Genomic DNA, 23,089 nt, shown 5'->3' with positions numbered 1-23,089 from the left:
CGATTTTGAAATCTCCCGTCATCAAGCACTCGGTGGGTGCACAACAGGATTGCCCCGTTAGCGGCTGACCTGCAGGATCCAGGGTCAGGCGAGTTTGGTTACCTCGTAAGTGTGGCCGGCAGCGCGGAGTCGCTGGATGAGGACGTTGCCGAGCGCAGTGGCCGGTGTCAGCGACCCTGCCGCAGTCGGCAGCAGGTCACCGTCGAGGGCAAGAGCGAGGGCAGTTTCCCCTGCCATCACGGCGGTGGCGGCATAGCCGGGATCACCAGGGCCAGCAGCAATCGCCTGGTAACGCTGGCCGCCTTCGGTGCGGGCGGTGACTTGGGAGTGGAACCAGCCCGCGCGCTGCCTGCTGGTGCTCGGTCCCGCACCTGGTGGCGGAAGAAAGCGGTCGAGCACCCTCCGGGTGGGCGGGAACGCCATCGCGCCGGTGAATGTCCGGAGCCCGAATGTCATTGCCCTGGCGATGACCGCTCCTGCCGGTCCCGGGGCCACCCCCATCACCTCGCCGTACTGAAGGGAGCGGCCGTAGGCCCAGCCCTGCAATGCGTTGCTGCGGCGCACTATCCGGGTGTTGAAAGGGGCCATGATGAATGGCGCGGTCCAGGTGCCGTCAGCGGAACGGCGCACAGGACCGGCATCGGGAGGCTGTGGTGTTGTCGGTTCCCGTGCGCGGTCGGGGCTCAGAGCGTAGGGGTCAGCTACTAATGACCGCAGCGCGGTGCTCGATCGCATCGCGTCGAGCTGCCCCCGCATGGATTCGAGCGTGCCGCCGCTGATGCCGGCCTTGGCCGTAGCCACGAGTTGCACCTCGGCTAAACCGCCAGTGCCATCGGCTTCCGCCGCCTGATGAAGCAGCAGTACGGCGAGGTCGGACGGCACAGAGTCATAGCCGCAAGAGTGCACGATCCTGGCCCCGTTCGTCCTGGCCAGAGCGTCGTAGCGATCGATCGCCTCCCGGATGAAGAACACCTCACCGGCGAGGTCGGCGTAGTCGGTACCTGCCCGTGCGCAGGCCTCGACCACAGGTAGTCCGTATCTCGCGTACGGACCGACAGTTGTGAAGAGCACGCGTGTGCTCGCGGCCAGGGCGTCGATCGAGTCCGCGTCCTCCGTGTCGGCTTCGACGAGGGCCCACCCGTGCGCCGCAACCGGCAACCGGGACCGAACCGCCCCAAGCCTGGCCCTCGACCGGCCCGCGAGTCCAACCCGCATACCGGCCGGCGCATGCTCCGCAACGTAGCCGGCGATCAGTCGGCCAACGAAACCCGTCACTCCGAAGAGAACGAGGTCATGGTCCCGCGGTGAGTTGTCCATAACTCCAGCCTTTCACAACGGCAACTCCAAGCGGACGCACGGCTTCCTGCCTTGGTCCTCGAAACAACCGGAACTGATGAGCCCGCTGCACTGCGTGAGTTCGCTAAAACCCTTGAGGAGCACTTGTGGCCTGGCCCACAATGCATATAGGATTCTAGAGATTCCTATATGAAGGGCGTTCGACGATGAGTACCCAGCAACTCTTCCCACAGCCGGATCTTGTTCGCTTCGCTACAGAAGCGTTGGCTGCCCGTGGTGTTCCGCGCACGGATGCGGACCTCACGGCCCGCTCTCTTGTGCAGGCGGATCAGCGCGGCATCTACTCCCACGGACTGCTCCGCCTTCCCTTGTATTGCGAAGCGCTGCGGCTCGGAGGGATTAATCCGCGGCCCAGCCTGAAGTTCTCCAAGGATCAAGGCAGCGTGGCAGTACTCGACGCCGATGCTGCGCTGGGGCAGGTAGCAATGCAGGCTGCTGTGGAGAGGGTCATCAGCGTCGGTCGTGCGCAGGGCATCGCCGCTGTCGCCGTTCACAACAGCAGCCATTTCGGCGCCGGCGCCTTTTGGAGCGACATGCTCGCCGAGGCAGGCTTTATGTCCTTTATTACCTCGTCGACGGGACCGGTCGTCGCACCTCATGGGGGAACTGCAAAGGTCCTCGGTACAAACCCGCTGACACTTGGTGTTCCCAGCTCTTCAGGATGGCCCCTTACCGCTGACCTGGCCACCAGTAATGGCGCCTACGGCAAGGTGATCGCCGCGAAGAACGAAGGCACCCAACTTCCGGAGGGCTGGGCCGTTGACGCACACGGAAACCCAACCACTGACCCTTTCGAAGCGGAAAAAGGATCGATGATCCCCTTCGGCGGACACAAGGGCTCAGCAGTTGCCGTTCTGCTCGAAGCCTTCGCAGCGTCCCTGACGGACGCAACTTACGCTTTTGAAACCATCGATATCTGGTCCAATCCAGCATCCCGCATGAACAATGGTCATCTGGTCATCGGCCTTGATACTGCTGCCTTCGGGGGAAGCGCCCATACGGCTTCGCGGGTGGCAACACTGCAGAACCGCGTGCGTTCATCGGGTCCGGGTGGCCAGCCTGTCGATGCGCCGGGAGACCCGGAGCGTCGTCGCCAAACAGACGCCGCGGAAGCCGTCCCCTTGCCGGCATCGACCGCCAGCCAACTGGACGTCCTGGCCCAGGAACTGTCCCTTTCGCCCCTCAAAACCCACTCAACAACCTAACGACCAACTCGTTTTTCGGAAGGATTCAGCAATGAAGCTTGAAACTAACCCCACCAGCAACGTGGCAGCTCCCCATGGCAAAGGGAAGCTCGTACTAAGCGTGGCCGCCGCAGCGGCTCTGCTGCTGTCCGGTTGCAGCGTCGGTGCACCGGTGGACCGCAGCAAGGTCGAGTCCGTTGACGCTAACGCGAAAACCCTGCGCCTGGCCCACGTTTATGACGCCGGCCACCCTGTGGAAGAGTGCGGCATCGCCACCATCAAGAAGGAATTGCAGGGAAGCGGCCTGCAGGTCCAGAGTTTTCCGTCCGCGCAGCTGGGCAACGAATCCGAGCTGCTCGAACAGGTCGCCTCGGGCAGCCTCGACATGGCCGTGGCAGGCCCGTCCTTCCTGGGCGTCTGGGAGCAGAACGCAGCCGTCCTCGATGCGGCCTACCTGTTCCAGGACGTGGACCACTTCGTGGACACAGCAAACGGCGAGCAGATGAAAACCGTTTTCGACGACCTCTACGAGTCCTCGGACATCAAGGTACTTTCCAGCTGGTACTACGGCACCCGCCACGTGACGGCGAACAAAAAGATCAGCACCGCGGCGGACTTTGCCGGTCTCAAGATCCGCACCCCCAACGCTCCCCTCTATTTGGCCAACGTCGGCGCGATGGGTGGAACCGCAACCCCGATGGCGCTCGACGAGGTGTATCTCGCCCTGCAGCAGGGCGTTATCGACGCCCAGGAAAACCCCATTCCCACCATCGCCACCGCCAAATTCAACGAGGTGCAGGACTACATCAACCTCACCGGCCACATGATCCAGGGCGTTCAGCTGAACACCGGACGGACGGTCTATGAGGGCCTCTCGGATGAAGAACGCACTGCACTCGAGGAAGCGATGCAGGCCGGTGCAGAGGCCACGCGTACCTGCGTCGAGGAGCAGGAGCAGTCCATCCTCGAGGAATGGAAGACCGGCAGCGGCATCCAAGTCAATGAGGATGTGGACCGCGAGTCCTTCGCCGCCGCTGCAGGCGAAGCCATGCGGCAGCAGCCTTGGGGTGACCTCTACGACCAGATCAAGTCCGCCCGATGACTGAAGCTGTAGGTGGGCAAACATACCGGGAAACTGAAAACAACATTGCAACGGGGCTGCGGGTCCCGCAGGAACCCGATGACCCTGATTTCGCTGAACAACGGAGCGCCCCGTACCGGTACCTGGTAGTCACGGAGAGGGTCGCAGCGTGCACATTCCTCGTGGGTACGCTCGGTCTGATCATTCTTCAGGTGGTGAGCCGATACATCTTCAATTCGCCCTTCACCTGGACTGAGGAGCTTGCGCGGTTCGCCCTGCTGTGGTTCACGTTCGTGTCCGCCGGTTTCGTCATGGCGCGCCGCATCCACATCGCAGTGGACCTCCTCGCCAGCAAGCTGGGGCGGAAGGGGACAATCGTCCTGGATACTTTCGCTTTGGCCATGGTGATCATCGCCTCGGGGATGATGGCATTCGCGGGAGCAGAATTCGCAGCTGGCGCGGCGCGCCTCCAGGCCCCCGCGACGTCACTGCCCATGAGCCTTGTCTACAGCTCCGCCGTAGCAGGATTCGCGCTGATCTGCTTCCACGCCCTCGTGCACATGTATCTCAACATCCGCCATCCCGAACTAGTGCCGGATGCGATGGAAAACCTCGAACGGGAAGCGGTCTAGGAACCAATATGACACTCCTCATCATGGTGATCAGCCTTCTGCTGCTGCTCGCCCTTCGCGTCCCCGTCTCAATCGCACTGCTCATTCCGTCCCTCGGCTATGTCCTCATGGACCCGTCCGTGCGTCTCGGCACGGCGGTCCAGCAGACGGTGTCCGGCGTCGACAGCTTCTCAATCCTCGCCGTCCCGATGTTCATTCTGTTGGGCAACCTGGCCAACGTGTCCGGTGTTACGGACAAGCTCTACGACGCCGCGGTGGCAGCCATCGGCCACCTCCGGGGCAGCCTGGGCTACGTCAACGTCGCCACCAGCTTCGGCTTCTCGTGGATGAGCGGCGCCGCTATCGCCGACGCCGCTGCGATGGGCCGGGTTCAGGTGCCGGCCATGGTCAAGCGCGGCTACAAGCAGGAGTTCGCGCTCGGGGTCACAGGCGCCTCGAGCCTGATTGCACCCATGATCCCGCCGAGCATTCCAGCAGTCATCTACGCGGTCACGGCTGGAGTCTCCGTCGGTGCCCTCTTCATGGCAGGGATCGTCCCCGCGTTGATCCTTGTCGCCGCACTATGCGCCACCGTATGGCTGCTCATGCGGAAGAAGAACCAGCTCCGCCTGCCCAAAGCGACGTGGGCCACCCGTGGCAAGACGGCCCTCGGTGCGGTTCCGGCCCTCGGTTCCGCAGTGGTCATCCTGGGCGGCATCCTGAGCGGCATGTTTACCCCGACCGAGGCCAGCGGGATCGGCGTCGTCTACATCGCAGTCCTCGCCGTCGTCTACAAGGCACTCACGTGGCGGAAGGCGTACCGCACGCTGCTGACGACTGTCGAGACCTCCGGCTCAGTGCTCCTCATCGTTGCCGCCGCGGCACTCTTCGGCTGGGTACTGGCCAGGGAACAGGCTCCGCAGGTAGCTGCGAACCTGATCCTGGATATCACCAACCAGCCGATCGTTTTCCTGATCCTCGTCAACGTGCTGCTTCTTCTCGTTGGGTGCGTGTTGGAGCCGACGGCGGCGATCCTGATCCTCGTCCCGGTCCTCCTGCCCGTGGCAGAGACGTTCGGGATCGACCCGGTCCACTTCGGAATCATGGTCATCTTCAACCTGCTGATTGGACTGATCACACCACCTGTGGGGCTGGTGTTGTTCGTCCTTTCCAGCGTTACCAAGGCACCGGTACCCGTCGTTATCAAGGGGATACTGCCGTTCTTCGTCCCCATGGTCACCACCCTGCTGTTCATCACCTTCGTTCCCGCCGTCACGCTTGGCCTCCCCGTGCTGCTCGGCTTCCTCTAAACCTTCCGCCGTTGACCCGCTAGGAAAACACTCATGTCAAAAATTCAATCCGTCCGCACTACGGACGTCCGCTTTCCCACCTCACTCGAACTTGACGGCTCAGATGCCGTCAACGTCGATCCGGACTATTCGGCAGCCTATGTCGAGATCACCACTGACGACGGCGAGAGTGGCAACGGTCTCGTGTTCACCTGCGGCCGCGGCAATGAGATCATCACTGCCGCGATGGACAGCTACGGTGAACTCCTCGTGGGGCGTGACACCGACGAACTCGTCAACAACCTTGGAGACTCTTCCCGGCGGCTCATCCATGACTCGCAGATGCGCTGGCTCGGCCCCGAAAAGGGAGTGTCCCACATGGCGGCCGGCGGGCTCATCAACGCGCTGTGGGACATCCGGGCACGGCGGGAGCAGAAGCCGCTGTGGCTGCTGCTGAGCGAAATGCCTGTGGAAGAAATCATTAGCGCAGTGGACTTCACCCACATCCGCAACGCCCTCACCCCCGAAGACGCCGCGGACATCCTCAAAAAGGGCCAGGTGGGCAAGGAAGCGCGGATCGCCGAACTCAAGGAACACGGTTACCCGGCCTACACCACCACTCCAGGCTGGCTCGGCTACAGCGACGAGAAGCTTGTGCGCCTGTCCAAGGAGGCGGTGGCCGACGGCTTCGGCATGATCAAGCTGAAGGTCGCCGGCAGCATCGAGGACGACCGACGGCGCCTGTCCCTGGCGCGCGAGGCGGTAGGGCCGGACGTCCGCATCGCCATCGACGCCAACCAGCGCTGGGAGGAGCAGGAGGCCATCGACTGGGTCAATCAGCTTCAGGACTTTGAGCCCTACTGGATCGAGGAACCCACCAGCACGGACGACATCCTGGCCCACGCCGCCATCCGCAAGGCCGTCCACCCCATCAAGGTGGTAACGGGCGAAGCCGTCCATAACCGCATCATCTTCAAGCAGATGCTCCAGGCGGGGGCAATCGACATCATGCAGATTGATTCCACCCGCGTGGCCGGCGTCAACGAGAACATCGCCAACCTGCTGCTGGCGGCCCGCTTCGAGACTCCCGTGTGCCCGCATGCCGGCGGCGTCGGGCTGTGCGAGCTGGTGCAGCATTTCTCCTTCTTCGACTATGCAGCCATTACCGGCACCATGGAGGACCGCGTCATCGAGTTCGTGGACCACCTCCACGAGCACTTCACCGAACCGGCAGTAGTCTCCAACGGGCGCTACCAGGCACCTAAGCTGCCCGGTGTCGGCGCCAGGATGCTGCCCGAGTCCACCTCACGCTGGTCCTACCCGGACGGTGCCGTCTGGCAGGAACTGAATGCCCGCTGAGCTTCCGGAAGGATCTCCCATGCACATGACCACCCTGACCATCGCCACCACTCCCGAACAGGTGGACCAGGCCGCGCGGGAAGCCCACGCTGCGTTCCTAACCATTGCCGATGAGTCGCCTGCAACACGCGCTGCCCGGCTCAATGCAATCGCCGATGCCCTTCGTGCCAACGCGGATGAACTGGTGGCGTTAGCGGCCGCCGATACGAATCTCGCTGAGGCCAGGCTTCAGGGAGAACTGAAACGGTCAGCTTTCCAGCTGGACCTGTTCGCCGATGAGGTGCGCACGGGCATCGCCTTCGATGCCACCGTGGACCACGCCGATCCGGACTGGGGCATGGGCCCCCGCCCGGATATCCGCAGGGCCAACGTGCCGCTGGGCGTGGTGGGCGTCTTCGGGGCCTCCAACTTCCCCTTTGCGTTCAGTGTCATGGGTGGGGACAGCGCCTCGGCTCTCGCTGCCGGGTGCGCTGTCCTGCACAAGTGCCACTCCGGGCATCAGAAACTCGCGGTCAGGACGGGGGAAATCGTGGCCGAAGCATTGGCCGAAGCCGGTGCCCCTCCAGGGCTGTTCGCGCTGGTGGACGGCCGCTCCGCAGCGGAGGCACTGGTGGATCACCCGCTCGTCAAGGCCATCGGATTCACGGGTTCCACAGCTGGGGGCCGGGCGCTCTTCAATCGCGCCAATGCCCGCCCCGTGCCGATCCCCTTCTACGGGGAGCTGGGCAGCATCAACCCGGTCTTCGTGATGCCCAAGGCCTGGGACGCCCGTGCTGAAGAGATCCTCACTGGCTACGCGGAATCCTTCACGGCGGGCATGGGACAGTTCTGCACGAAGCCTGGCTTGCTCTTTGTCCCGGCTTCCGCCTCCGAGGAACAGCTGCTCAGCACTTTGGACGCCGCACTCAAGAAGGTTCCGCTGACCAAGCTCCTCACTCCCGGTCTCAGGGAGTCGTTCGGCAAGGCACGCGGAGAGGTCGCCTCGATCGACGGCGTCCAGGCCCTCGTCCCGGGCTCTGATGACGAGGTGCCCGCACCCACAGTCCTGCTGGTCGATGCACGAACCGTCGCGTCAGACCCTGAAGTGCTCCACCGTGAGATGTTCGGTCCGGCAACCGTGGTGGTCCGGTACCACGACGTCGCCGACCTGCCAGCGCTTGCTGCGCAGATGGAGGGCCAGCTGACGGCCACCGTTCAAGCAGACGACGGCGATACGTCCGGGGAACTGCTCTCCACCCTGACGGGTATCGCTGGCAGGGTGCTGTGGAACGGCTGGCCCACCGGTGTCACGGTCTCCTACGCGCAGCATCACGGCGGGCCCTACCCGGCGACGACGGCACCGGGCACAACCTCGGTGGGCACGGCCGCGATCAGGCGTTTCATGCGCCCGGTTGCCTATCAGAACGTTCCCGATTCCGTACTTCCGCCAGCGCTCCAGGAGGCGAACCCCTGGGGCATCGCCCGCCGGGTGGACGGAAGCCTTGAACCTGCAGGAGGACCCCGATGACACGTTTAGAACCGGAAGCAATTCTTCCCCAGGACGCCTCGACTGCCCTGCTGGTTGGCCGCCTGTGGGACCCGGAAACCCAGGGTCCACGCCCCGTCCTGTTCCACGAAGGCATGCTGCTCGATCTCTTCGACCATGCGCACACCGTGTCCGCGCTGCTCAATCACGACGACCTTCACGGCGTCCTGGAGGGTGCGCGGCATGACGGGGCCCGCAGCTGGGACCTGGAGAGCGTCCTGAACGGGGGAAGAAGCCAGGATGAACCCCATCTTCTCTCGCCGGTGGACCTGCAGGCTGTGAAAGCCTGCGGGGTGACCTTCGTGGACAGCATGATCGAGCGGGTCATCGAAGAACGTTGTGCCGGTGACCTGACACTGGCAGAGCAGATGCGCGCACAGGTGCTGGAGTCCATCGGTGGAAGCCTGGCAGGTGTGCGTCCGGGCTCGGAGGAAGCCGCACGGGTGAAGGAAGTGCTGGTCCGGGCGGGGTTCTGGTCCCAGTATCTCGAGGTTGGCATCGGACCGGACCCGGAGGTGTTCACGAAAGCCCCTGTCCTCTCGACCGTAGGATGCGGCGAGGACATCGGCATTCCCTCCTTTTCCTCCTGGAACAACCCCGAACCCGAGCTGGTGCTGGTGGTGGATAGGCAGGGGCGCGTGCGTGGCTGCACGTTGGGCAACGACGTCAACCTGCGCGATGTCGAGGGGCGGAGCGCACTCCTGCTTGGCATGGCAAAGGACAACAACGGGTCAGCCGCGCTGGGCCCCTTCATCCGCCTGTTCAACGATTCCTACACCCTCGACGACGCCCGCCAGGAGACGATCCGGCTGACAGTACGTGGAACCGACGGATACACCCTCACCGGCACCAACAGCGTGCAGCGGCTGAGCCGCCCCTTCGAGGAACTCGTGGGCGCGGCCTTCGGCCCGCACCACCAGTACCCGGACGGCTTCGCACTGTTCACTGGAACCCTTTTTGCCCCGAACGAGGACCGAAAGGCGCCTGGCATGGGTTTCACCCACGAATCCGGCGACACCGTGCAGATCAGCAGCAGCCGCCTCGGAACGCTCACCAACACGGTGAAACCAACCGAGAAACTCGAACCGTGGAGTTACGGCATCGGCAACCTGCTGGAGTATGTATTGAAGATGAACAATCCCGCCGCCCGACCCCACCTGCCGGTACACCATGGCTGAGCAATCCCCCGAACCCGGATCCCGGGCGCGGCCTGCCGTAGATGTCTATGCGATGTTGCGCGCCAGAATCCTTGACCTTCAACTGCCGCCCGACGAGAAGGTGAACATCGATGCCCTCGCCCGGGAGTTCGGAGTTTCCCAAACACCCGTGCGGGAAGCGCTGAGCCAACTCGAGGGCGACAACCTCATCATCAAAACGCCCGGCAAGGGTTACCGGACAACGCAACTGCTGGACATGGCTGAGCTCCGCGAGCTGTTCGAATTCCGGCTGATGGTGGAGCCTTGGGCGGCCGGGGTGGCCGCACTGAACCGCTTAAGCAACCCCGCCCGGATGCTGCAAAAATCACTCTCGACCTTCGAAGCCGGGACCGAGAACGCAACCAGCGTCAGGCACCTCCTCGTGGCGCACGATACCCACTTCCATGACAGTATCCTCAGCGCCAGCAGCAACCAGTTTGCACTGCACGCCTACCGTGCCACGCACTGCCACCTGCACCTCTTCCGCCTTCACCGGGCGGACGACAGGGGAAAGCAAACCGTGGACGAGCACCGCAGCATCGTGAATGCGATTGCGGCCTGCGACACCGATGCAGCCGAAGCCGCCATGCGCGCCCACCTGATCGGGGCCTACCACCGCTTCGCCGAGGCATTTTCGCAGGACGGCGGCAGGGGTTTGCGGGTGCCGCCACCAGCCAAGCTCTGCTGACAGTCCGCCTTCACTCATTACCTCTTAGGAGTGCTTTATGGGCTCATTTTCCGGCGTCCGCGCCATTGTCACCGGTGGGGCGTCCGGCATCGGTGCCGCCGTCACCGCCGCGCTCGTGGACCAAGGCGCACGCGTCGCCGTCCTTGACCTGGAACCCGCCGGCCTTCCCGACGGCGTATTGGGCCAGCAGTGCGACGTGGGCGACCGCGGCTCCGTCGAGGCCGCCGTGGAAGCCGTAGCGCGCACGTTCGGCGGCATCGACGTCGTCATTAACAACGCTGGCATCGGGGCCACCGGCACCGTAGCCGACAACGATGATGAGGACTGGCTTCGCGTGCTGAACGTGAACGTCGTGGGCATGGTGCGGGTATCAGCGGCCGCGCTGCCGCACCTGAAACGGTCAAAAGCCGCAGCGATCGTCAACATCGGATCCATCGCGGCGACGCACGGGCTTCCGCAACGCGCCCTCTACTCGGCAAGCAAGGGAGCAGTAGATGCCCTTACGCGCGCCATGGCCGCGGACCACCTGCGTGAAGGAATCCGGGTCAACTGCGTCAATCCCGGCACAGCGGATACACCCTGGGTCGACCGTCTGCTGGGCGCAGCGGACGATCCGGAAGCAGAACGCAGGGCACTGGAGGCCCGGCAACCCCACGGACGCCTGGTGTCCCCGGACGAAGTCGCCGCCTCCGTGCTGTTCCTGGCAGATCCCGCAAACGCGTCCACGTCCGGGGTCTCGCTTGCGGTCGACGGCGGCATGCACAGCCTCCTCCTGCGGCCGTCCACCTGAACCACCACCTGAACCCACTTGAGCTAGGAGAACGCCAATGGAATTGATGAGACTGGGCGAGGCTGGCCAGGAAATACCGGCTGTCCGCGAAGGAGACGCCTACTACGATCTGCGGGAGATAACAGCGGACATCACCGGCCCCGCCATCGGCGCCGGCTTGATCGAACAGGCGCGCGCTGCCCTTCAAGCCGGCTCCCTGCCTGAGCTGGCAGAAGCCAGAAGCATGCGGGTGGGGCCCCCGGTCACCGGGATCGGTGCGGTCATCTGCGTCGGCATGAACTATGCCGCGCATGCGGCCGAAACCGGCGACACACCACCCGCCGCGCCCATCATCTTCTTCAAGCACCCGAACACCGTTGTTGGCCCCAACGACAACGTCGTTCTCCCGCCCGGTGCCCAAAAGGTCGACTGGGAAGTGGAGCTTGCGGTGGTCATCGGCAAGCGTGCCTCCTACCTGCGCAGCCACGAGGAAGCGCTGGATTGCATCGCCGGGTACACCATCAGCAATGACGTGTCCGAGCGGGACTATCAGCTCCAACACTCCGGCGGACAGTGGTCAAAGGGCAAATGCGCCCCCACCTTCAACCCGCTCGGCCCGGCGCTGGTCCCCGCCGCCGATGTACCGGACCCCCAGCAATTGCGGCTGTACTCCTGCGTGAACGGCGAGGGAAGGCAAAACTCCACCACCGCAGACATGGTCTTCAGCGTCGCGGAAATCATCCGCGACCTTTCCCAGTACATGGCCCTCGATCCTGGGGACATCGTGAACACCGGCACGCCCCAGGGCGTAGCACTCTCGGGGCGGTTCCCGTACCTCCGCCCCGGGGACACCATGACCATCGGCGTCGAAAGGCTTGGCGAGCAGCACCAACAGGTGACGGCGCAATAACCGGCCTTCACGGCAAAGTGATCCACCCCAAGCCAGCCAGAAACCAGATCTTCCACCAGGAGCGACACCATGACAGCTGCCATGTACACCGGCGAACGGACCTTCACGACGGCGGTGCCCACCATTGGCCCCCCGGAGGCCGGGCAGGTGCAGATTGCCGTTGCCTATACAGGATTGTGCGGCACGGACCTGCATATCTTCCACGGAGACATGGATGCGCGGGTAGCCATGCCTGCGGTAATCGGCCACGAGATGTCAGGCACCATTGCAGCAATAGGCGATGGGGTTTCAGGATGGGCAGTCGGTCAACCCGTCACGGTCATGCCCACCCTCTCCTGTGGTACGTGCCATGCCTGCCGCAAGGGGAACAGCCATATCTGCCACAAGTTGAACTTCATCGGCATCGACTCCGAGGGCTCGATGCAGAGCACCTGGAACGTCCCGGCCGAGGTCCTCATTGCCCTGCCCGAGGGACTCGCCCTCGATGAAGCAGCGCTCATTGAACCGACGGCGGTCGCAGTGCACGACGTCCGGCGTTCAAGACTGACCGCGTCAGACTTCGTCGTCGTGATCGGCGGTGGGCCCGTGGGTCAGCTCATTGCCTCCGTAGCCCTCCGGCAGGGCGCCCGTGTGGTGCTGGCAGAGCCCGATCCAGGCAGGAGGGAAACAGCAAAGGGATTCGGCATCACCACGGTCGATCCGCGCGAAGAGAACCTCGTGGACTATGTCCTGCGGGAGACAGACGGGGCAGGAGCGGACGTGGCCTTCGAAGTCTCCGGGGCAGCGGCAGGGGTCAGCTCCGCAGTTGAGGTTCTGACCACCAGGGGACGACTCGTCATGGTTGCAATCCACCCCAAGCCGAAGGAGATTGACCTCCACCGGTTCTTCTGGCGGGAACTGGAAATGTTCGGTGCCCGCCTCTACCAGCGGGAGGATTTCGAGGAAGCTGTTCGCCTCGTGGCTGACGGTGCCATCCCCGCCCGCCAGATGATCTCCCGGGTTGTGGCCCTTGAGGATGTTGAGCAAGGGTTCCTTGCCCTTGAAAGCGGCGGAGCCATGAAGGTCCTGGTCGACTGCCGGGCGGCGGCCTCGTGAGAACTCCGGGGATGTTTGACCTGACCGGAAAGACCGCCGTCGTTACCGGAGCCCGGAGGGGCATCGGCATGGCGATGGCCGTAGCCCTCGCCGAAGCCGGAGCCGACATCATCGGGGTCTCCGCTAACCTCGAAGCCGAAGGCAGCGCGGTCGAGCAACGCGTCACGTCGCTTGGGCGCCAGTTCACGGCAATGAGCGCGGACTTCGCAGATCGCGCCGCGGTGCGCGAACTCGCCGCCAACCTGGTTGCTGCGGGGCCCATAGACATCCTGGTCAACAACGGAGGCACGATTGCCCGGACGCCTGCGGCCGAGCACCCGGACGACATGTGGGACCAGGTCATCCAAGTGAACCTTTCCAGCCAGTTCATCCTGAGCCGGGACGTCGGGCAGCAGATGCTCGCCAGGGGCAGCGGGAAGATCATCTTCACCGCATCTCTCCTCAGTTTCCAGGGCGGCATCAACGTCCCCGGCTACACTGCGTCAAAGTCCGGCATCGCGGGTCTGACAAAGGCCCTCGCCAACGAGTGGGCAGTGCGCGGCGTCAACGTCAATGCGATAGCACCCGGCTACATTGCCACTGACAACACGCAGGCATTGCAGGAAGACCCGGATCGTGAGCGGGCGATTCTCGGGCGCATTCCCGCCGCGAGGTGGGGGCAGCCGGAAGACCTGGGTGGTGCCACCGTCTTTCTCGCCTCCGCCGCGTCAGACTATGTCAACGGAATAATCCTCCCCGTCGACGGCGGGTGGCTGGGCCGTTGACGTCACCACACCGTCGTTGCAGCGGTCCTCCGTCCACACCAGCGCGCCAATAGAAGGAATAGCCGTGCCTCCACCAGAACAGCCGCCAGCCGTCATCGAACGCGCGCCCGCTTCCCAAATACTGCTGGACACCGGAACCATAGCGGTCCTGCGTGCTTCCCATGCACGTGCCTATGCCCCCGTTGTGGAAGCACTGGTTCACGGTGGGGTGTCCAGCATCGAGCTGACCCTGAGCACCCCCGGGGTCTTTGAGGAACTCCCGCTGCTGCAGGACCGGTTCGGCAGCGCGGCCGAGTTCGGTGTGGGCACTGTAACCACGGTCGACGAAGCGGTTCAGGCCATCGAAGCCGGAGCAACATACCTTGTCACTCCCGTAACCGATGGCGCCATCATTTCGGCGGCAGTTCAACGCGGCGTCGCGATCTACCCGGGTGGGCTGACTCCCACGGAACTATTCAAGGGGTGGAGGGCAGGGGCGACGGCGGTCAAGGTTTTCCCCGCGTCGGTTGTCGGTCCCGGATACGTGTCCATGCTGCGGGGACCGTTTCCGGGCATTGACGTGGTTCCCTCCGGAGGGGTAAGCATCGACGACGCCGCCGAATGGGTGGCGGCGGGAGCGTTGGCCGTCAGTTTGGGCGGCCCGCTACTCGGCGACGCCTTCAAGGGTGGAGACTTGCGCAAGCTCAGTGAGCGCGCGCGCCGCCTGCGGAACGTCGTCGACGAAGCCAGGGCAACGCTGTGAGCACGTCCATAGCGGCACCTTATCTGGTGACAGTCGGGGAGACGATGGCTCTCCTCACGGCCCAGCATCCTGGACCGCTGGCCCACGTCTCCTCGATGGGCCTCGGCATCGGCGGTTCCGAATCCAACGTGGCCATCGGTGTCCAGCGTCTCGGCGGCAACGCGGTGTGGTGTGGCCGGACAGGGGCCGACTCGCTCGGCCAGCTCGTCCGGCGCGAAATTCGTGCCGAAGGTGTCACGGTCCGAAGCATCGAGGATCCGTCAGCGCCGACAGGGCTCATGCTCAAGGAACGGCGAACGATGTCTACGCAAAAGGTGAGCTATTACCGCGGGGGCAGTGCCGGTTCAAGGCTGATGCCGGAGGACCTGGATTCGAAGCTCATTTCGGGAGCCGCGGTTCTCCACGTCAGCGGCATCACGCCCGCATTGTCAGCCACCGCAGCTGCGACTATTCGCGAGGCCATCGACATCGCCCGGCCAGAAGGCGTGACCGTCTCGTTCGACCTTAACCACCGGGCGAACCTCTGGACCACAGCGGACGCCCGGCGCGCTTACCAGGAGCTGATTCCCCTCACTGACATCGTCTTCGCCGGCGACGAGGAGGCGGCGCTTGCCATCGGACCTGCACACGAGCCCACCGAACTGGCACAACGCCTGGCCGAGCTCGGCCCTTCACAGGCGATCATCAAACTGGGAAGCAAAGGTGCCGTGGCGTCCATTGACGGCGAGATCTACCGCCAGCCCGCTGTGGCGATCGAACCCGTGGACACCGTCGGGGCCGGCGATGCCTTTGTCGCTGGCTACTTGGCGGACCTGATGGCCGGGAAAGCCCCTTCGGACCGGCTCGAGCTCGCCGCCAAAACCGGAGCGTTCGCCTGCCTTGCCTACGGGGACTGGGAGGGACTCCCAACACGCGCAGAGCTTGCCCTGCTACACCAAACAGAGTCAGTCACTCGGTGAATGCCGCGGCCCTGAAGGGCCCGTAGGATGCTGAAGGGGCGCACGGTTCCCTTGACCTCCGCGAACAAAGGAATCCATGGAACAGCCAGGCCTCGTCCACTTCAACCCGGTGCGCAGGCCGGACCTTTTCTGGATGACTGCCTACGCCCTAATCTTGGGCACGGGTGTCCTCATCGGCGCGGGGCTTGCCGTCGCCCCGCTCGTGCTGGCGGCCATGTACCCGGGCACCTGGTTCCTCGTCACGCTGGCCGCGGTGCCCCTGGGCCTGTGGATGGTTGCCCGGCTGGTATCCGCCGGCCGCAAACTTCGGCTGCGGTACCGGCACCTGCCCGAGTACAGGCTGTTTGAAGACCGGGTGGAGTCCGTGGAGTGGCCTAATCCCCAGGACAAGGGAGTCCGCTTCGACAGGAACACCGTTCCTGCCCGGCGCTCGGTGAGCCTCGATCAGGTCACGTCAGCAGTGGCGTCCCTTTGCATCGTGCGGGAAACCCTCAACCAATATGGAAGGCGTTTTACCGAATCAGCGCCTATTCTGTATGTCCTGTACCAGGCAGGCGGCCGGGATGAATTGCTGAGTATCCCCTTCCCGTCCCACCAGGATCAGGCAGTCGATGTTTGGCTCAGCCGCCTCAGCGACAAGGGAGTTCCGCTTCTCTACACTCCCCAAGTCCTCTACCGGAACGACAAGCAGATACTGGACGACGAGGAGAGGCTCCGGCTTCTCGGCGACCTTAGCAACCTCATCCCGTACCAGTTTGCCCACGGCTGGCAGGCTGACGAGCAGGACCTCCTCGCCCGGTGGTTGGCTGTAGAGCGCGCGGAACGCGACGACGAGGAGGCGGTGCGCTCCTGACCCGCTTTATGGCAGTTGTTGCCCGCCCCGACCTCTACCGCCGAGCAGAGTGTCGCGACTTCGTTCTTCTTTGCAACCGCCTCTTTCCAGCCTTTGTGCTGGGTTCCGTACCTGATAGTCAAGAGGCTTTCCGCTGGCTCGAAAAAACAGCAGCAGGTCGCGGCATGACACCCTGAGAATGGCAGCCCGTTCCAGAGACCACCCCCAACTACACCTTGATGTACTTCAGCGGTCGACGGCGGGCGGGTCGCCCCAGTGCCGGACAGTGACGGAGCGGGACAGCCTTCACATGCTGCCGGGCATGCGCAATATCGTTTCGCAGCGCCGAAGCGCAGTCGAGACAGGTCCCGCAGTGCCTCCCCTAACAAGCCGGGGGCAGCCCCAACCGAAATTATTCATGGGGTCCGCATTCGCCGCTTTGGCGCCACCGGAGTTCCAGTAACGCGGCAGTAATGGTCAAGACGATGTACTGGAACTGAAGCGTAACTGGAGTCAGGTTGCAGAAAGACCCACGAACGTCATGCTTCACCGGGGTATGGACATGTAGCGGGATTCGGCCTGCCATTGGCAAGCACGTATGGATCCCGCCCACTACTGCTGAGAAGGCGCACATTGGCCGTTTGGAGGACAGAATGAAAATTACAGAACCGGGTGCTGTGCACCCTGCATGGGCAGAATGCTTCAACCGCCAGGACTTCGACGGGATAGTCGGCTTCATGGACACAGATGCCGTATTCGCCCCTCAGCCCGGGTTGGCCCTCACCGGTGAGGACAACCTCGTAGCCCAACGGCAGTTCCTCGCCATGGGACTGCCGATCGACTTGACTGTCCGCCACGTACTACAGGAAGGAGATATAGCACTGGCGATCGTTGACTGGACAATCAAGGGCACAGCCGCCGATGGCAATGAAGTGGACCTGAAAGGCACCGCTGCTGATGTTCTTCGCCTGACCGACCAAGGGTGGAAGCTCATCATCGACAACCCCTTCGGCACCGCCTGAGCGGGGTAACTGCTTCGCGATGGGGTTCGTCTGGTCGTTCGATGGCATAAGAAGTGATGGAGGCAGAAATTCATGACCACACAGGAGACCGGACCCAAGAGTGTTGTGGGCCCTGTATTGGTCCGTCCGCTGGTGGAAGCGGACCTTGAACGTGCTGACGAGATCCTCAAGGAAGCATTTGGGACATTCCTCGGAGTCCCCGATCTGTTCGGGACAGCTGACTATGTCAGGACTCGCTTTGCCGCCGATCCGCATGCCGCCTTCGCCGCAATGGTGGACGGCGATCTCGTCGGATCGAACTTCGCCACCAGCTGGGGCAGCGTCGGATTCTTCGGTCCGTTGACCGTGCGTCCCGATCTGTGGGACCAGGGCGTCGGTAAAAGGCTGATGGAACCGATCATGGGCTGCTTCGAGTCTTGGGGGAATAACCACCTCGGCCTGTTCACCTTCTCACACAGTCCTAAACACCTCGAGCTCTACCGCCGGTACGGTTTCTGGCCCCGATTCCTGACCGCCGTCATGCGTAAACAGGTCGCGTCCAGTGGCTCCATGCCCATCCACCTGACCTACGCCGCCATGTCCGCCGCCGACCAGGCCGAATACATGAGTGCCTGTCACACCTTGACCGACTCTGTGTACGTGGGTCTGGACCTGGAACGCGAGATTTCGGCGGTTCATGCCCAGGGACTCGGCGACACCGTGCTGCTCCCAGGTGAGTCGGAGCTAGACGGCTTGGCCGTGTGCCATTGCGGTCCTGGATCGGAGGCAGGGACGGATGTTTGCCTCGTTAAGTTCGGCGCTGTTCGCCCTGGCAGGCAGGCCAGTGACAGATTCGAGCGGTTACTCGACGCTTGTGAGCAACTGGCGTCCGAGCGCGGAATGGGGCAGCTCGAGGCAGGGATAAACCTGGGCCGCCCAGATGCCTATCAGCGCATGGTTGCCCGCGGTTTCCGTACCGGGATGCAGGGCGTGACCATGCACAGGCCCAACGAGCCCGGCTACAGCCACTCTGACGCTTATGTGATCGACGACTGGCGCTAAGAAACCAGGGACCGGCACCACCTCACACCTTGAAGTACTTCGCCTCCGGGTGGTGGAACACGAACGCGTCGGTGGACTGTTCGGGGTGCAGCATCAGCTCATCGCTCAGGATCACGCCCATCCGCTCGGGTTTCAGCAGCTCCGTCACCTTGCGGCGGTCCTCCATGTCCGGGCAGGCGGGGTATCCGAGCGAGAACCGCGCACCGCGGTAGTCGAGCTTGAAATACCCTGCCGTGTCCTTGGGCTCCTCGGATGCGAAGCCCAGCTCCTTGCGGATGCGCGCGTGCCAGAACTCCGCCAGCGCCTCGGTGAGCTGCATGACCAGGCCGTTGAGCTCGTAGTAGTCGCGGTACTGGTTCGCGGCGAACATCTTGGACGTGAACTCCTCGATCTTCGAGCCGGCGGTGACCAGCTGCACCGGCAGCACGTCGATCTGCCCCGATTCGCGCGACTTCACGAAGTCGGCCAGGCACAGGTGCCGGTCGCGGCGCTGGCGCGGGAAGTCGAACCGGAGCCGGTCGGTGCCGATCGGACCGCCTGAACCCCCATCGGGGGCGAGAAGACCCGCGGCGCCCAGGACGCCGTCGTGATCCTCGCCGTGGTGCAGCACCACCACCTGTTCCCCCTCGGAGACCACCGGGAAGTAGCCGTAGGCGACGGACGCGTCCAGCATTCCCTCGGCGAGGATGCGGTCCAGCCAGTAGCGCAGGCGCGGCCGGCCCTCGCGTTCCACCAGTTCCTCGTAGGAGGCGCCGTCGTCGCCGCGGCCGGGCTTGAGCCCCCACTGCCCCATGAACGTGGCGCGCTCGTCGAGCAAGGCCGCGTAGTCGTGGAGCGCCACGCCGCGCACAATACGGGTGCCCCAGAACGGCGGCGCGGGCACGGGATTGTCGGCGGCGACGTCGGACCGGCCGGGCATCGCTTCCGGCTCGGTCACCGTGAACTTCGCACCGCCCTTGTGGATGCGCTTCTTCAAAGGCGGCAGGCCGACGTCGTCCGGCGACGCGCCGCGGGCCACCTTCACCAGCGGTTCCATCAGGGCGAGGCCCTCGAAAGCGTCCTTGGCGTACCGGACCACGCCGTCAAACTGCTCGGCCAGGTCCTGCTCCACGTAGGCGCGGGTTAGGGCAGCACCGCCGAGGATGATGGGCCACTTCTTCGCCAGGCCGCGGGACTGCAGCTCGGCGAGGTTCTCCTTCATCACCACGGTGGATTTCACCAGCAGCCCGGACATGCCGATCACGTCGGCGTTGTGCTCCTCGGCCGCGGCCATGATCTCAGCGATGCCCTGCTTGATGCCGATGTTGATGACGTTGTAGCCGTTGTTGGTGAGGATGATGTCCACCAGGTTCTTGCCGATGTCATGCACGTCGCCGCGCACGGTGGCGATCACCATGGTGCCCTTGCCCGAGGAATCGGACTTCTCCATGTGCGGCTCGAGCAGCGCGACGGCGTTCTTCATCACCTCGGCGGACTGCAGCACGAACGGCAGCTGCATCTCGCCGGCGCCGAAGCGCTCGCCCACCACCTTCATGCCCTCGAGCAGGTGGTCGTTGATGATGCCGAGCGGGGTCATGCCCTCGCTGCGGGCCAGGTCCAGGTCCTCCTCGAGGCCCTTGCCTTCGCCGTCGATGATGCGCCGTTCCAGGCGCTGGCCCGTGGGCAGCGCGGCGAGTTCGGCGGCGCGCTGGTCCTTGAGCGCTGCGGTGTCGACGCCGGCGAACATGTCCAGCATGACGGCCAGGGGGTCGTACGTGGTGTTGCCGTCGGCGTCGTATTCGCGGCGGTCCCAGACGAGGTCCAGCGCCACCTTGCGCTGCTCTTCCGGCAGGGAGGCGAGCGGCACGATCTTGGCGGCGTCGATGATACCGCTGGTCAGGCCGGCCTGTGCCGCCTCGTGCAGGAACACCGAGTTCAGGACGACGCGCGCCGCTGGGTTCAGGCCGAAGGAGACGTTGGAGACGCCGAGCGTGGTGTTGATGCCGGGGTACTTGGCGGTGATCTGGCGGATGGCTTCGATGGTTTCGATGCCGTCCCGGCGGGTTTCTTCCTGGCCGGTGGCGATGGGGAAGGTCAGGGCGTCCACGATGATGTCCTCGACGCGCATCCCCCATTCGCCCACCAGTGCGTCGACGAGGCGGGAGGCGATGGCCACTTTGCCTTCGGTGGTGCGGGCCTGGCCCTCTTCGTTGATCGTCAGGGCGATCACGGCGGTGCCGTGTTCCTTCACGAGCGGCATGATGCGCGCGAAGCGGCTGTTGGGGCCGTCGCCGTCCTCGTAGTTGACGGAGTTGACCACCGGGCGGCCGCCGATGAGTTCGAGCCCGGCCTGCAGCACGGGCGGTTCGGTGGAGTCGATGACGAGCGGGAGGGTGGAGGCCGACGCGAAACGCGACACGATCTCCTTGATGTCAGCCACGCCGTCGCGCCCCACGTAGTCGATGCAGACGTCCAGCAGGTGTGCGCCGACGCGGACCTGCTCGCGGGCAATGTCCACGCAGTCATCCCAGCGCTCTTCGAGCATCGCCTGCCGGAACGCCTTCGAACCGTTCGCGTTGGTGCGCTCACCGATGGCGAGGTAGGCGGAATCCTGGTCGAACGGCACGTGGTGGTAGAGGGAGGCGATGCCTGCTTCCCGCTCGGTGGGGGTGCGGGCGGGGCCGCCGTTGCCGGCTTTCGTCTCCGTGGTGACGGGGGCTGCGGCGCGGAAGGGCGCAAGGCGTTCGACGACGGCGGCCATGTGCTCCGGCGTCGTACCGCAGCAGCCGCCCACCAGTCCCAGGCCGAATTCCCGCACGAACTGCTCGTGCGCGGTGGCAAGTTCGGTGGGTGAGAGCGGGTAGTGCGCGCCGTTGGGGCCGAGGACCGGCAGGCCGGCGTTGGGCATGCAGGCGATGGCCACGGAGGACTGCTTGGAGAGGTGGCGGAGGTGCTCGCTCATCTCGTCCGGGCCGGTGGCGCAGTTCAGGCCGATGGCGTCGACGCCGAGCGGCTCGAGCGCGGTGAGGGCGGCGCCGATTTCGGAGCCCATGAGCATAGTGCCGGTGGTTTCGACCGTCACTTCGACGAAGATGGGGAGCCGGACGCCGCGGGTGACGATGGCCTGCTTGCAGCCGTTGACGGCGGCTTTGGTCTGCAGGAGGTCCTGGCTGGTTTCGATGAGGAAGGCGTCCGCTCCCCCGTCGATGAGGCCCTCGGCCTGCAGGGCGAAGGTCTGCTTGAGGTAGTCGTAGGTGGTGTGGCCGAGGCTGGGGAGCTTGGTGCCCGGGCCCATGGAGCCGAGGACCCAGCGCATGCGGCCGTCTGTTTGTTCTGCTGCTTCTGCGCGTTCGCGGGCGATCTCCGCACCCTTGCGGGCGAGCTCTTCGATCCGGTCGTCGATGCCGTAGTCGGAGAGGTTGGACCAGTTGGCGCCGAAGGTGTTGGTTTCGACGGCGTCGATGCCCGTGGCGAAGTACGCGTCATGGATGTCCGCGAGGACGTCCGGACGGGTGTCGTTGAGGATCTCGTTGCAGCCCTCGAGGCCCTGGAAGTCTGTTTCCAAGGACAAGTCGCGGCCCTGCAGCATGGTGCCCATCGCGCCGTCGGCGATTACAACGCGGTGGTTCACAGCGTCCAGGAGCTCCTGCGAACGGGCAGTGCGGGGCACGGACTCAATATCAAGCGCAAAACGAGGCATCTAAACAGGTTACGTGTGGCGGCTGAAACGTTGCGCTGTGTGTCCGTGTACTACGACGGGGGAGGTCATTCGTTTTGACCACACCTCAATATAAGCCCGCTCAACCCTTCCAACCTGAAGGCTGCCTCTGGCCAACTGAGACGCGAACAATCGTCACTCAGCGTGGTGGCCAGACCTTGTGCCTGCGCTATGGGCGACGGGATCACACTGGGATCGTCGAGTACGTTCGAGTGAAGGCCCACGACGCCATAGCGCATGGCCACCTCGCACTCGGAGGCGGCGCTTTAATCACCAGACAGGGGTCCACGACATCCAGCACGAGGCTAGAAGTCTGGCCGCGAACAAGTGGCAACTGCTTCTCTCTATGTGGTCAGGACAGCCCGGCGAGCATGGTCGTGAATGTCAACCGGGAAAGTCTCAGTCAGAATCAAACCGAGGCCGATCTCGTCAGGAAACAATAGCCGTGAAAGGACCCTCTGCTGTCCAAGAATTCGATGGTCTGAGCAGCCAAGTGGCGCACAAAGGCACCCTTGTAGCTAGGCAGCCGAAAGTTGCGAAAATTTCGGCGAGACAGTTCAAAAGGATAGCCGCGCAGCACTATCATCCGGGGCTAACGGCAACTCCCACAGTATATTTGCCACATGCCTCAAGCAATCGAAGTATTGTCAACCGAAGTTTTCCCGGTGTCGACACCTGCTGACTCCGAACTGTTCCTTCGTCTTGACGACTGGTCGGACCCGGTCACTTACTTCGTCGGTCGAAACGGCAGCGGCAAGTCAAAGACTGCCAGAGTCATCGCACGCAAGGTTCCAAATTCGCTCTACCTATCCACAGATCGGCTGATCGGAGTGATGAGTATCAGCTCCAGCCCAAACGGTGCAAGCATAAATGCGGCTAAGCCTCGATCCACCGATGAGTTTGGGGTGTGAGCGGGTGCCGTGACACGGAAATGCCCCTCGGATCAGGGAAAATAGAGCTTGTCTAAGG

General features: G+C 64.0%; 20 protein-coding genes. 18 read left to right on the top strand and 2 right to left on the bottom strand.

Going from position 1 to position 23,089, the window contains the following annotated elements:
- Nucleotides 1-84: 84 nt before the first annotated feature.
- Nucleotides 85-1,317 carry a saccharopine dehydrogenase family protein gene (locus ACIQF4_RS08190; protein ID WP_400517343.1) on the bottom strand — a complete coding sequence of 411 codons (1,233 nt, stop codon included), beginning with the start codon at nt 1,315-1,317 and terminating at the stop codon, nt 85-87.
- 185 nt (nt 1,318-1,502) lie between these two features.
- On the opposite strand from ACIQF4_RS08190, the gene ACIQF4_RS08185 reads away from it, so the two are divergent.
- The 17 genes from ACIQF4_RS08185 (at nt 1,503) to ACIQF4_RS08105 (ending at nt 18,423) form a co-directional block, all read left to right on the top strand.
- A complete protein-coding gene (locus tag ACIQF4_RS08185; RefSeq protein WP_400517342.1) occupies nt 1,503-2,561 on the top strand; it encodes an Ldh family oxidoreductase in 1,059 nt (352 codons plus the stop codon).
- 31 nt (nt 2,562-2,592) lie between these two features.
- Nucleotides 2,593-3,642, top strand: coding sequence for a sialic acid TRAP transporter substrate-binding protein SiaP (locus tag ACIQF4_RS08180; protein WP_400517341.1), 1,050 nt, complete (start codon nt 2,593-2,595; stop codon nt 3,640-3,642).
- 161 nt (nt 3,643-3,803) lie between these two features.
- A complete protein-coding gene (locus ACIQF4_RS08175) occupies nt 3,804-4,253 on the top strand; it encodes a TRAP transporter small permease (protein ID WP_400517340.1) in 450 nt (149 codons plus the stop codon).
- A gap of 8 nt (nt 4,254-4,261) precedes the next feature.
- Nucleotides 4,262-5,542, top strand: a complete 1,281-nt coding sequence (locus tag ACIQF4_RS08170; RefSeq protein WP_400517339.1) for a TRAP transporter large permease — start codon at nt 4,262-4,264, stop codon at nt 5,540-5,542.
- A 33-nt stretch (nt 5,543-5,575) separates the two neighbouring features.
- Nucleotides 5,576-6,880, top strand: coding sequence for an enolase C-terminal domain-like protein (locus ACIQF4_RS08165; protein ID WP_188813528.1), 1,305 nt, complete (start codon nt 5,576-5,578; stop codon nt 6,878-6,880).
- A gap of 19 nt (nt 6,881-6,899) precedes the next feature.
- Complete coding sequence (locus tag ACIQF4_RS08160) at nt 6,900-8,387, top strand: aldehyde dehydrogenase (NADP(+)) (protein ID WP_400517338.1); 1,488 nt, start codon at nt 6,900-6,902, stop codon at nt 8,385-8,387.
- The gene (locus ACIQF4_RS08155) at nt 8,384-9,583 is read left to right on the top strand and encodes a fumarylacetoacetate hydrolase family protein (protein WP_400517337.1); all 1,200 of its coding nucleotides are present in this window, start codon (nt 8,384-8,386) and stop codon (nt 9,581-9,583) included. Before ACIQF4_RS08160 ends, ACIQF4_RS08155 begins: the two co-directional genes overlap by 4 nt.
- The gene (locus ACIQF4_RS08150; protein ID WP_400517336.1) at nt 9,576-10,289 is read left to right on the top strand and encodes a GntR family transcriptional regulator; all 714 of its coding nucleotides are present in this window, start codon (nt 9,576-9,578) and stop codon (nt 10,287-10,289) included. Before ACIQF4_RS08155 ends, ACIQF4_RS08150 begins: the two co-directional genes overlap by 8 nt.
- Before the next feature lie 37 nt (nt 10,290-10,326).
- The gene (locus ACIQF4_RS08145; protein WP_400517335.1) at nt 10,327-11,079 is read left to right on the top strand and encodes an SDR family NAD(P)-dependent oxidoreductase; all 753 of its coding nucleotides are present in this window, start codon (nt 10,327-10,329) and stop codon (nt 11,077-11,079) included.
- A 37-nt stretch (nt 11,080-11,116) separates the two neighbouring features.
- Nucleotides 11,117-11,968, top strand: a complete 852-nt coding sequence (locus ACIQF4_RS08140) for a fumarylacetoacetate hydrolase family protein (RefSeq protein ID WP_400517334.1) — start codon at nt 11,117-11,119, stop codon at nt 11,966-11,968.
- 69 nt (nt 11,969-12,037) lie between these two features.
- A complete protein-coding gene (locus tag ACIQF4_RS08135; RefSeq protein ID WP_400517333.1) occupies nt 12,038-13,063 on the top strand; it encodes a zinc-binding dehydrogenase in 1,026 nt (341 codons plus the stop codon).
- 11 nt (nt 13,064-13,074) lie between these two features.
- The gene (locus ACIQF4_RS08130) at nt 13,075-13,827 is read left to right on the top strand and encodes an SDR family oxidoreductase (protein ID WP_400517332.1); all 753 of its coding nucleotides are present in this window, start codon (nt 13,075-13,077) and stop codon (nt 13,825-13,827) included.
- 64 nt (nt 13,828-13,891) lie between these two features.
- Entirely contained in the window at nt 13,892-14,569 is a 678-nt protein-coding gene (locus ACIQF4_RS08125) for a bifunctional 4-hydroxy-2-oxoglutarate aldolase/2-dehydro-3-deoxy-phosphogluconate aldolase (RefSeq protein ID WP_400517330.1), read from the top strand.
- Complete coding sequence (locus tag ACIQF4_RS08120) at nt 14,566-15,528, top strand: sugar kinase (protein WP_400517329.1); 963 nt, start codon at nt 14,566-14,568, stop codon at nt 15,526-15,528. The genes ACIQF4_RS08125 and ACIQF4_RS08120 overlap by 4 nt, the downstream gene beginning before the upstream one ends.
- Before the next feature lie 76 nt (nt 15,529-15,604).
- The gene (locus ACIQF4_RS08115) at nt 15,605-16,381 is read left to right on the top strand and encodes a hypothetical protein (protein WP_400517327.1); all 777 of its coding nucleotides are present in this window, start codon (nt 15,605-15,607) and stop codon (nt 16,379-16,381) included.
- Between the two features lie 632 nt (nt 16,382-17,013).
- A complete protein-coding gene (locus ACIQF4_RS08110; protein WP_400517326.1) occupies nt 17,014-17,382 on the top strand; it encodes a YybH family protein in 369 nt (122 codons plus the stop codon).
- A gap of 72 nt (nt 17,383-17,454) precedes the next feature.
- On the top strand, nt 17,455-18,423 hold the full coding sequence (locus ACIQF4_RS08105; protein WP_400517325.1) for a GNAT family N-acetyltransferase: 969 nt from the start codon (nt 17,455-17,457) through the stop codon (nt 18,421-18,423).
- A gap of 22 nt (nt 18,424-18,445) precedes the next feature.
- Here ACIQF4_RS08105 and metH read toward each other — a convergent pair whose 3' ends face one another.
- On the bottom strand, nt 18,446-22,102 hold the full coding sequence (metH, locus tag ACIQF4_RS08100) for a methionine synthase (RefSeq protein ID WP_400517324.1): 3,657 nt from the start codon (nt 22,100-22,102) through the stop codon (nt 18,446-18,448).
- Between the two features lie 641 nt (nt 22,103-22,743).
- Between metH and ACIQF4_RS08095 the strand changes: the two genes are divergently transcribed.
- Nucleotides 22,744-23,031 carry a hypothetical protein gene (locus ACIQF4_RS08095; RefSeq protein WP_400517323.1) on the top strand — a complete coding sequence of 96 codons (288 nt, stop codon included), beginning with the start codon at nt 22,744-22,746 and terminating at the stop codon, nt 23,029-23,031.
- Nucleotides 23,032-23,089: the final 58 nt, after the last annotated feature.

Source organism: Pseudarthrobacter sp. NPDC092202, assembly GCF_044755505.1.
Lineage (GTDB): Bacteria > Actinomycetota > Actinomycetes > Actinomycetales > Micrococcaceae > Arthrobacter.
This window is presented reverse-complemented; position numbering and strand designations above follow the sequence as displayed.

Excerpts from the sequence above, each read along its gene's own strand:
- ACIQF4_RS08140 (WP_400517334.1), top strand. The coding sequence starts at position 11,117 with ATGGAATTGATGAGACTGGGCGAGGCTGGCCAGGAAATACCGGCTGTC.
- ACIQF4_RS08150 (WP_400517336.1), top strand. The coding sequence starts at position 9,576 with ATGGCTGAGCAATCCCCCGAACCCGGATCCCGGGCGCGGCCTGCCGTA.
- ACIQF4_RS08105 (WP_400517325.1), top strand. The coding sequence starts at position 17,455 with ATGACCACACAGGAGACCGGACCCAAGAGTGTTGTGGGCCCTGTATTG.
- ACIQF4_RS08155 (WP_400517337.1), top strand. The coding sequence starts at position 8,384 with ATGACACGTTTAGAACCGGAAGCAATTCTTCCCCAGGACGCCTCGACT.
- ACIQF4_RS08180 (WP_400517341.1), top strand. The coding sequence starts at position 2,593 with ATGAAGCTTGAAACTAACCCCACCAGCAACGTGGCAGCTCCCCATGGC.
- ACIQF4_RS08190 (WP_400517343.1), bottom strand. The coding sequence starts at position 1,317 with ATGGACAACTCACCGCGGGACCATGACCTCGTTCTCTTCGGAGTGACG.
- ACIQF4_RS08170 (WP_400517339.1), top strand. The coding sequence starts at position 4,262 with ATGACACTCCTCATCATGGTGATCAGCCTTCTGCTGCTGCTCGCCCTT.
- ACIQF4_RS08165 (WP_188813528.1), top strand. The coding sequence starts at position 5,576 with ATGTCAAAAATTCAATCCGTCCGCACTACGGACGTCCGCTTTCCCACC.
- ACIQF4_RS08185 (WP_400517342.1), top strand. The coding sequence starts at position 1,503 with ATGAGTACCCAGCAACTCTTCCCACAGCCGGATCTTGTTCGCTTCGCT.
- ACIQF4_RS08160 (WP_400517338.1), top strand. The coding sequence starts at position 6,900 with ATGCACATGACCACCCTGACCATCGCCACCACTCCCGAACAGGTGGAC.
- ACIQF4_RS08115 (WP_400517327.1), top strand. The coding sequence starts at position 15,605 with ATGGAACAGCCAGGCCTCGTCCACTTCAACCCGGTGCGCAGGCCGGAC.
- ACIQF4_RS08095 (WP_400517323.1), top strand. The coding sequence starts at position 22,744 with ATGCCTCAAGCAATCGAAGTATTGTCAACCGAAGTTTTCCCGGTGTCG.
- metH (WP_400517324.1), bottom strand. The coding sequence starts at position 22,102 with ATGCCTCGTTTTGCGCTTGATATTGAGTCCGTGCCCCGCACTGCCCGT.
- ACIQF4_RS08135 (WP_400517333.1), top strand. The coding sequence starts at position 12,038 with ATGACAGCTGCCATGTACACCGGCGAACGGACCTTCACGACGGCGGTG.
- ACIQF4_RS08145 (WP_400517335.1), top strand. The coding sequence starts at position 10,327 with ATGGGCTCATTTTCCGGCGTCCGCGCCATTGTCACCGGTGGGGCGTCC.
- ACIQF4_RS08110 (WP_400517326.1), top strand. The coding sequence starts at position 17,014 with ATGAAAATTACAGAACCGGGTGCTGTGCACCCTGCATGGGCAGAATGC.
- ACIQF4_RS08130 (WP_400517332.1), top strand. The coding sequence starts at position 13,075 with ATGTTTGACCTGACCGGAAAGACCGCCGTCGTTACCGGAGCCCGGAGG.